This is a genomic window from Thiohalocapsa sp. (genome assembly GCF_019695415.1).
Lineage (GTDB): Bacteria > Pseudomonadota > Gammaproteobacteria > Chromatiales > Chromatiaceae > Thiohalocapsa.
Genome location: NZ_JAIFKJ010000084.1, coordinates 1 through 5,942, shown reverse-complemented (window position 1 = coordinate 5,942; position 5,942 = coordinate 1). Strand labels below are relative to the sequence as shown.

The following is a 5,942-nucleotide window of genomic DNA, read 5'->3' as shown; positions in this document are numbered from 1 at the left end:
GCGATACCGATCCCGAGTGGTCAGCACCACTGCGACGGATGCCGGGATTTCCGCAGTTACCCACATAGCCCCCCAACATGCAGACAAGACTCTACAACTGGCTCGACCGCAACGTCCTCGAACTCGGCCGCGAGATGCGGCTGTCGTACCTGCCGCCGCTGATGGTCTATGTCGCCGCCGGCGTGCAGGGCCTGACCGCCATCGTCGGCACCTTCTTCGTCAAGGACTACCTCGGGCTGTCCGCCGAGCTGCTCGCCGCGCTGGCCTTCTGGGCCATGATCCCCTGGTCGCTGAAGATGCCGCTCGGGCACCTGGTGGACCTGATCTGGCGCTGGAAGTCGCTGTTGGTCTACTTCGGCGCGCTGCTGATCACGGCGAGCCTGCTGATCATGCTGGGCCTGCTGGCGCAGCCGCAGGCCATGGGCGCCGTCATGCCCGTGGAGGCTTGGTATGTGCTGAGCGTACTGCTGGCCCCGCTCGGCTACGTGGTGCAGGACGTGGTCGCCGATGCCATGACGGTGGAAGCCGTCCCGACCCTGGACGCACACGGCCGGCCGATCGACCCAGACCAGCGCCGGCTCATGCACACCACCATGCAGACCCTCGGGCGCGTCGCCATCATCGGCGGCTCGGTGTTCGTAGCGCTCCTGAACGTCTGGCTGTTCCGCGGCGTCGATGCGATGGACGAGGCCGCCAAGGTGGCCACTTATATCCACATCTACGAGTTGGCGCTGGCAATCCCCGTCGCGTCCGTCTCCGGCGTGCTGCTCGGCAGCATCCTGAAGCACCGGGAGGTGCGCCGGCTGCGCGCCCTTGGCGAGACGGAAGCCGCCGAGCGCCTGATCCACGGCGGTGAGGAGAAGACCAAGCCGAACCCCTGGATCCTCGGCGGCAGCCTGGCCTTCGTGCTCTTCACCCTGGCGGTGGGCTTGGGCGACCTGCCCTACAACAAAGAGATCGTCTTCGTCGGCTCCATGGTCATCGTGGGGTTTCTGATCTCACGCCTGCTCAAGGAGCTGACGCCGGAGGCCGCGCGCGTCCTGCTCGGTACCGCCGTCGTCATCTTCGCCTTCCGCGCCCTGCCCAACCCCGGCGCTGGCCAGACCTGGTGGATGATCGACGACCTGGGCTTCGACCAGCAGTTCGTCTCCGTGCTGCAGCTGGTGGGCAGCGGCATGGCACTGGCGGCCATGTTCATCTTCCGCCGCTTCCTGGCGGACCATTCCATCGTCTATATCGTCGGCTTTCTCACGGTGCTGACGGCGCTCTTGTCCCTGCCGAACCTGGCCATGTTCTACGGCCTGCACGAGTGGACCGCCGCCCGCACCGGCGGCATCGTGGATGCCCGCTTCATCGCCCTGGTGGACACCGCGGTGGAGTCGCCGCTCGGGCTGGTGGCCATGATCCCGATGCTCGCGTGGATCGCCAACTCCGCCCCTGCACATCTCAAGGCGACCTTCTTCGCCGTGATGTCGTCCTTCGTCAACCTGGCCCTGTCCGCGAGCCAGCTCGGTACCAAGTATCTGAACCAGATCTTCAGCATCACCCGTGAGGTGCGCGAGGACGGCGCCGTCACCGTGCCCGCGGACTACGCGGAGCTCGGTGCGCTCCTGTGGACAGTGATGGCACTCACGCTGGTCATCCCGTTTGCGGCCATCGCCTTCGTCAGGCTGACGGGGCTTCGCAGCGCCTAAGGAGAGGCTGATTTATTGGGCATCCTGCCCAAAAATCAGACGGAGCCGGGCCTGTGTAGACATTGGGCGGTTTCCCGGCTCCTTCATTTTCAGCGACTGACGTCGCCGAAAATGGCGGGGCGTCCTGCCCCGCACGGGAAGCGCCAATAAATCGGCGCTTCCCTAAGCCGCCAAACGGCATCCTCGGCGCTCTTGCACATCTCGGACGGCCCCCGCGCCTTTGAGATCAGGCCACAAGGACCGTCCCGTGTCAGAAAACGGGCCAAGGTAGCGAAACGACTCCCCTGCCAGACCTCCTCCAAGGAGTCCCTTCCCATGCCCGCTAGCGACCTCAAGGTCGCGGCAAGCCGACGACGACCGCCTGCCGCCCTTCCGCGGCGAGGCGGAGCACAGCCTCGCCGCCTGCGACCGGTATCTCAACGAGATCGGGCGCCTGTTCGACCAGTATGGCCTCGACGCCGAAATCCGCCTGCCATGCCCTTGACAGAAGGCCATCGCTTCCAACAGCATGCTCTCATGCAGAATGCATGCAAGCAGGCAAACGCAATGGCCGCAAACATTCAAATCCGTAACGTCCCCGATGAGCTCCACCGCATCATGAAGGCGCGGGCGGCCATGGCAGGCATGTCCTTATCGGACTACCTCATCGATCACATACGCCGCCTAGCGAGCCGGCCGACACCCGAGGAAATGCGCGAGCGCCTCAGCCGGCGCGAGCCCGTGCAGGTCAGCGAACCCGCCGCAGACGTACTGCGGCGCGAGCGCGACGGCGAAGGGCCGGAGCATGAACGGCGCCGGACATGATCGTCGTCGACGCCTCCGTGCTGGTGGACCTGCTGCTCCGGTTGGACGATGCACCGGCCCTGACAGACACACTGCTGGACCCTGCACGCGTCCTCAACGCCCCCCAGCTCATCGATATCGAGGTCGCCCAGACATTGCGCCGTTATGTGATAAACGGCGAGCTGCCCTCAGCACGTGGCCGCGCCGCACTGGACGACCTGGCGGACCTCCCCCTAGAGCGCTACGCACACACTCTGCTCCTGCCGCGCATCTGGGACTATCGCGGAAACCTGACTGCCTACGACGCCACCTACCTGGCGCTCGCCGATGCTCTGGATTGTCCAGTTTGGACACGGGATGCGCGCTTTGCGAAAGCACCCCCTGCCATCGGCCGCGTCCAATTGATCTGAAGCGCCGCGCGGCGAGATCGCTTCTATTGGGGGGCTGTGCCCGACCGCACGCGCAACCGCATATTGTGGCTCCGCCACCGCTTCTATCTGGCGAGCTGACGGCGCCACACGTTAGACCCCGCTCTACTCTGGTCCCCCTCTAGTTGGTCCGACGCTGCTTAGACGCGAGTTTCCACCGCCCCCAAGATCAATGCTCGTCGAGGCTCAGCAGGGGTGCAAGGTCCAATTCGATGTCATCGAGCATCAATGGGCTGATTCGATATGGCGCGGCGAGGTGGAAACTGCTCTGGTACACGCCGTTTGCCGGCTCGCGGTGAATCCAGATGACTTGGGCGGGGATATCGATGAGCCATGCCTCGGGGATGGCGAAGCGGGCATATAGAGGAAGCTTGCGCTCGCGATCGTAGCGAACGCTGCCCTCGGCGATCTCGATGACGAGCAGGACGTCCTCAGCCTGGGGGTGTGCCGTAGTATAGAAATCTTCCCGTGGCTTGAGGATGGCAATGTCCGGCTGTGGGGCGCTCAGATCGCCGAGTAGAATCGGGTCTTGTGTCGACACGACAGCGCGCCGACCAATGGCCTCGATCAGCAGCAGGTTGAGCCGCTTGGTGCGGCCGGCATGGGGCGGGGCGATCGGCGGCATGTCGATCATTTCTCCATCGATCAGCTCGATCCTGGCATTTGGGTCCAGGACGCCGGCTTCCCCCATGCGGAGGAACTCCCGCGCGGTGACGCGATGCGGACGGGGGGCGGGTAAGGCATCGGCTTGCATGAGACCACTTTCCTGGGCTGGTCGGCTCGGGCTGATCGGATCGCGCTGGCGACGGGTGAGGAGCTGCTGGACCAGGCCAAGGCGGCGGTGCAGGACATCAACACGGAGGAGCTGGCGGCGCTGATCGAGCGCAATCCGAGCGCCGCGGTGGTGGACATCCGCACCGGCGGGGAGGCCTGGCGGGCGGGTGGCAGCATCGATGCGCCCCGGCATCTGGACATCCCCCGCGGCTGGCTGGAGCTGCAGATCGGCACATCGGTGCCGGAGCGGGAGACGCCGGTGGTTGTCTACTGCGGCACCAATCTGCGCAGCCCCCTGGCCGCGCAGACCCTGGCCCGCATGGGCTACACGCGGGTCTACAACTACGCCGACGGCTTCTCCGCCTGGCGCGACGCCGGGCTGCCGGTGTTCGAGGACACGGACACCTCTGGGTGGATCGACACCTGGAACGCCTTCGAGGCGCTGGGCGCGGAGATTGTCATCCCGGGCCACGGCGGGCCCACGGACATGGCCGAGGTGACCAAGTACACCAAGGATTATCTAGTCTACATGCGCGAGCAGATCGGCACGCTCATCGACGCCGGCGGTGGATTGACCGATGCCTATGAGGTGGACCAGTCCGCTTACCAACACCTGGATACCTTCGAGGAGCTGGCGCGGCGCAATGCCGGGCGGATCTTTCGGGAGATGGAGTTCGCATTTTGAGGCTTGATGTGGATCGCTGATCCGACGTAAAGAACTGATGCGCGGCCGGCAAAGAGCATATCTCGCGCAGAGACGCAAAGGCGCAGAGAACATCGGTGTCAGTCGCCGGCGTTGGGCCGTGAGGACGGACCGCTCTCCTCAGCCAGCCGCGCCACCAACAGCGGCTTACCCTCCATGGTGCGGTGTACAGGGCAGCGGTCGGCGATCTGGAGCAGGCGGGCGCGCTGCGCCTCGGTGAGGTCGCCGGTGAGGGCGATGCGGCGCTCGATGCGCTCGATGCGGCCCTGCTTGTCGGCGCCGGCGCGGATCTCTTCATCGCAGTCCGCCTCGCAGTCGTCCACGTGGATGCGCTCATGCTTGAGACGCACTTCGACATCGTCCAGCGGCAGTCCCTTGTGGTCTGCATACATGCGGATGGTCATGGAGGTGCAGGCGCCGAGCGCCATCAGCAGCAGGTCGTAGGGTGAGGGCCCGAGATCCGTGCCGCCGACGGACTTCGGCTCGTCTGCGAGAAGCTGGTGATGCTCGGTGTAGAGCCCGCGCAGGAAGCGCCCCTCCCGCTCGGTGACGACGACCTCCTTGGGTGCGACCTCGGGGGTCGTTCCCAGCCCGACCTCTTGCGCATGCGTGCGCAGGCCCAGATAGCGGCTCGCCCAGGCCACCAGGGTCTCTGCGACGTACTCCGAGTCCTCGCGGTTGGTGAGGAGATGATCGGCGTCGTGCAGGGAGATGAAGCTCTTCGGGTGCTTGGCGGCCTGATAGATCTTCGCCGCCTCGCCGATGGGCACGATCTCGTCAGCCGGCGAATGGAAGATCAGGAGCGCCCGTTTCAGGCGTTTGATGTGCTCGGCGTCGGCGTGGTGCTCCAGGTCGTCCAGAAACCGGCGCTTGATCCGAAAGCGGCGGTGGCCCACCTGGACCTCGGCGGCGCCTGTGGTCTCCATCTCCCCGCGCACACCGCTGAACAGGTGCTCGATGTGCTTGGGGCTCGCGGGCGCGGCGATGGTCACCACCGCCTCCACACTCGGCAGCTCTTGCGCCGCCGCCAGCACCGCCGCACCACCCAGGCTGTGGCCGATGAGCATGGCAGGCGCCGCATGCTCGGCCTCCAGCGCGCGGGCGGCGGCGATCAGGTCCTGCACGTTGGACGTGAAGCTGGTGTTGGCGAAGTCGCCGTCGCTGTTGCCGAGCCCGGTGAAGTCGAAGCGCAGCACGGCGATGCCGCGGGCAGCCAGCGCCCGGCTGATGCGCGAGGCGGCAGCGATATCCTTGCCGCAGGTGAAGCAATGCGCAAAGAGCGCATGGCGCAGCGTCGGAACGTCGGGCGGCGGCGTCTCCAGCAGGCCGGAGAGTGTGTGCCCGTCTGGGTTTTGGAAGTCGAGCTTGATGCGCGGCATTCGCGGGCTCCGGCTGCGGCGGTACGGCCCGCACGGGGCTTGGAGTATGCGGGTGATGGGGAGTGAGCTGCAATGAACCTGGATGGAGCGGCGGAGGGGCTGGCTCTTGTAACCATTTCCCAGCCCACGCGACTCATGAGCACCCCGTATGCCGACTTCTCCTTGCAAACAACAAACATAA

Annotated in this window: 6 protein-coding genes; 4 read left to right on the top strand and 2 right to left on the bottom strand. The window is 65.7% G+C overall.

Annotation, left to right across the window (positions count from 1 at the left end; genetic code table 11):
* Nucleotides 1-77: 77 nt before the first annotated feature.
* From I6U14_RS01495 to I6U14_RS01485, 3 genes are all read left to right on the top strand, one after another.
* A complete protein-coding gene (locus tag I6U14_RS01495; RefSeq protein WP_296896296.1) occupies nt 78-1,694 on the top strand; it encodes a hypothetical protein in 1,617 nt (538 codons plus the stop codon).
* Nucleotides 1,695-2,240: 546 nt separating this feature from the next.
* Nucleotides 2,241-2,498 (top strand): hypothetical protein, encoded by a 258-nt coding sequence (locus I6U14_RS01490; RefSeq protein WP_296896295.1) that lies wholly within the window; start codon nt 2,241-2,243, stop codon nt 2,496-2,498.
* Nucleotides 2,495-2,887 carry a type II toxin-antitoxin system VapC family toxin gene (locus tag I6U14_RS01485; RefSeq protein ID WP_296896294.1) on the top strand — a complete coding sequence of 131 codons (393 nt, stop codon included), beginning with the start codon at nt 2,495-2,497 and terminating at the stop codon, nt 2,885-2,887. Before I6U14_RS01490 ends, I6U14_RS01485 begins: the two co-directional genes overlap by 4 nt.
* A gap of 187 nt (nt 2,888-3,074) precedes the next feature.
* On the opposite strand, the gene I6U14_RS01480 is transcribed toward I6U14_RS01485, so the two are convergent.
* Nucleotides 3,075-3,659, bottom strand: coding sequence for a Uma2 family endonuclease (locus I6U14_RS01480; protein WP_296896292.1), 585 nt, complete (start codon nt 3,657-3,659; stop codon nt 3,075-3,077).
* Here I6U14_RS01480 and I6U14_RS01475 point away from each other — a divergent pair.
* Entirely contained in the window at nt 3,654-4,364 is a 711-nt protein-coding gene (locus I6U14_RS01475) for a rhodanese-like domain-containing protein (protein WP_296896290.1), read from the top strand. The genes I6U14_RS01480 and I6U14_RS01475 overlap by 6 nt on opposite strands.
* Nucleotides 4,365-4,462: 98 nt before the next feature.
* On the opposite strand, the gene I6U14_RS01470 is transcribed toward I6U14_RS01475, so the two are convergent.
* Complete coding sequence (locus I6U14_RS01470; RefSeq protein WP_296896288.1) at nt 4,463-5,761, bottom strand: alpha/beta fold hydrolase; 1,299 nt, start codon at nt 5,759-5,761, stop codon at nt 4,463-4,465.
* Nucleotides 5,762-5,942: the final 181 nt, after the last annotated feature.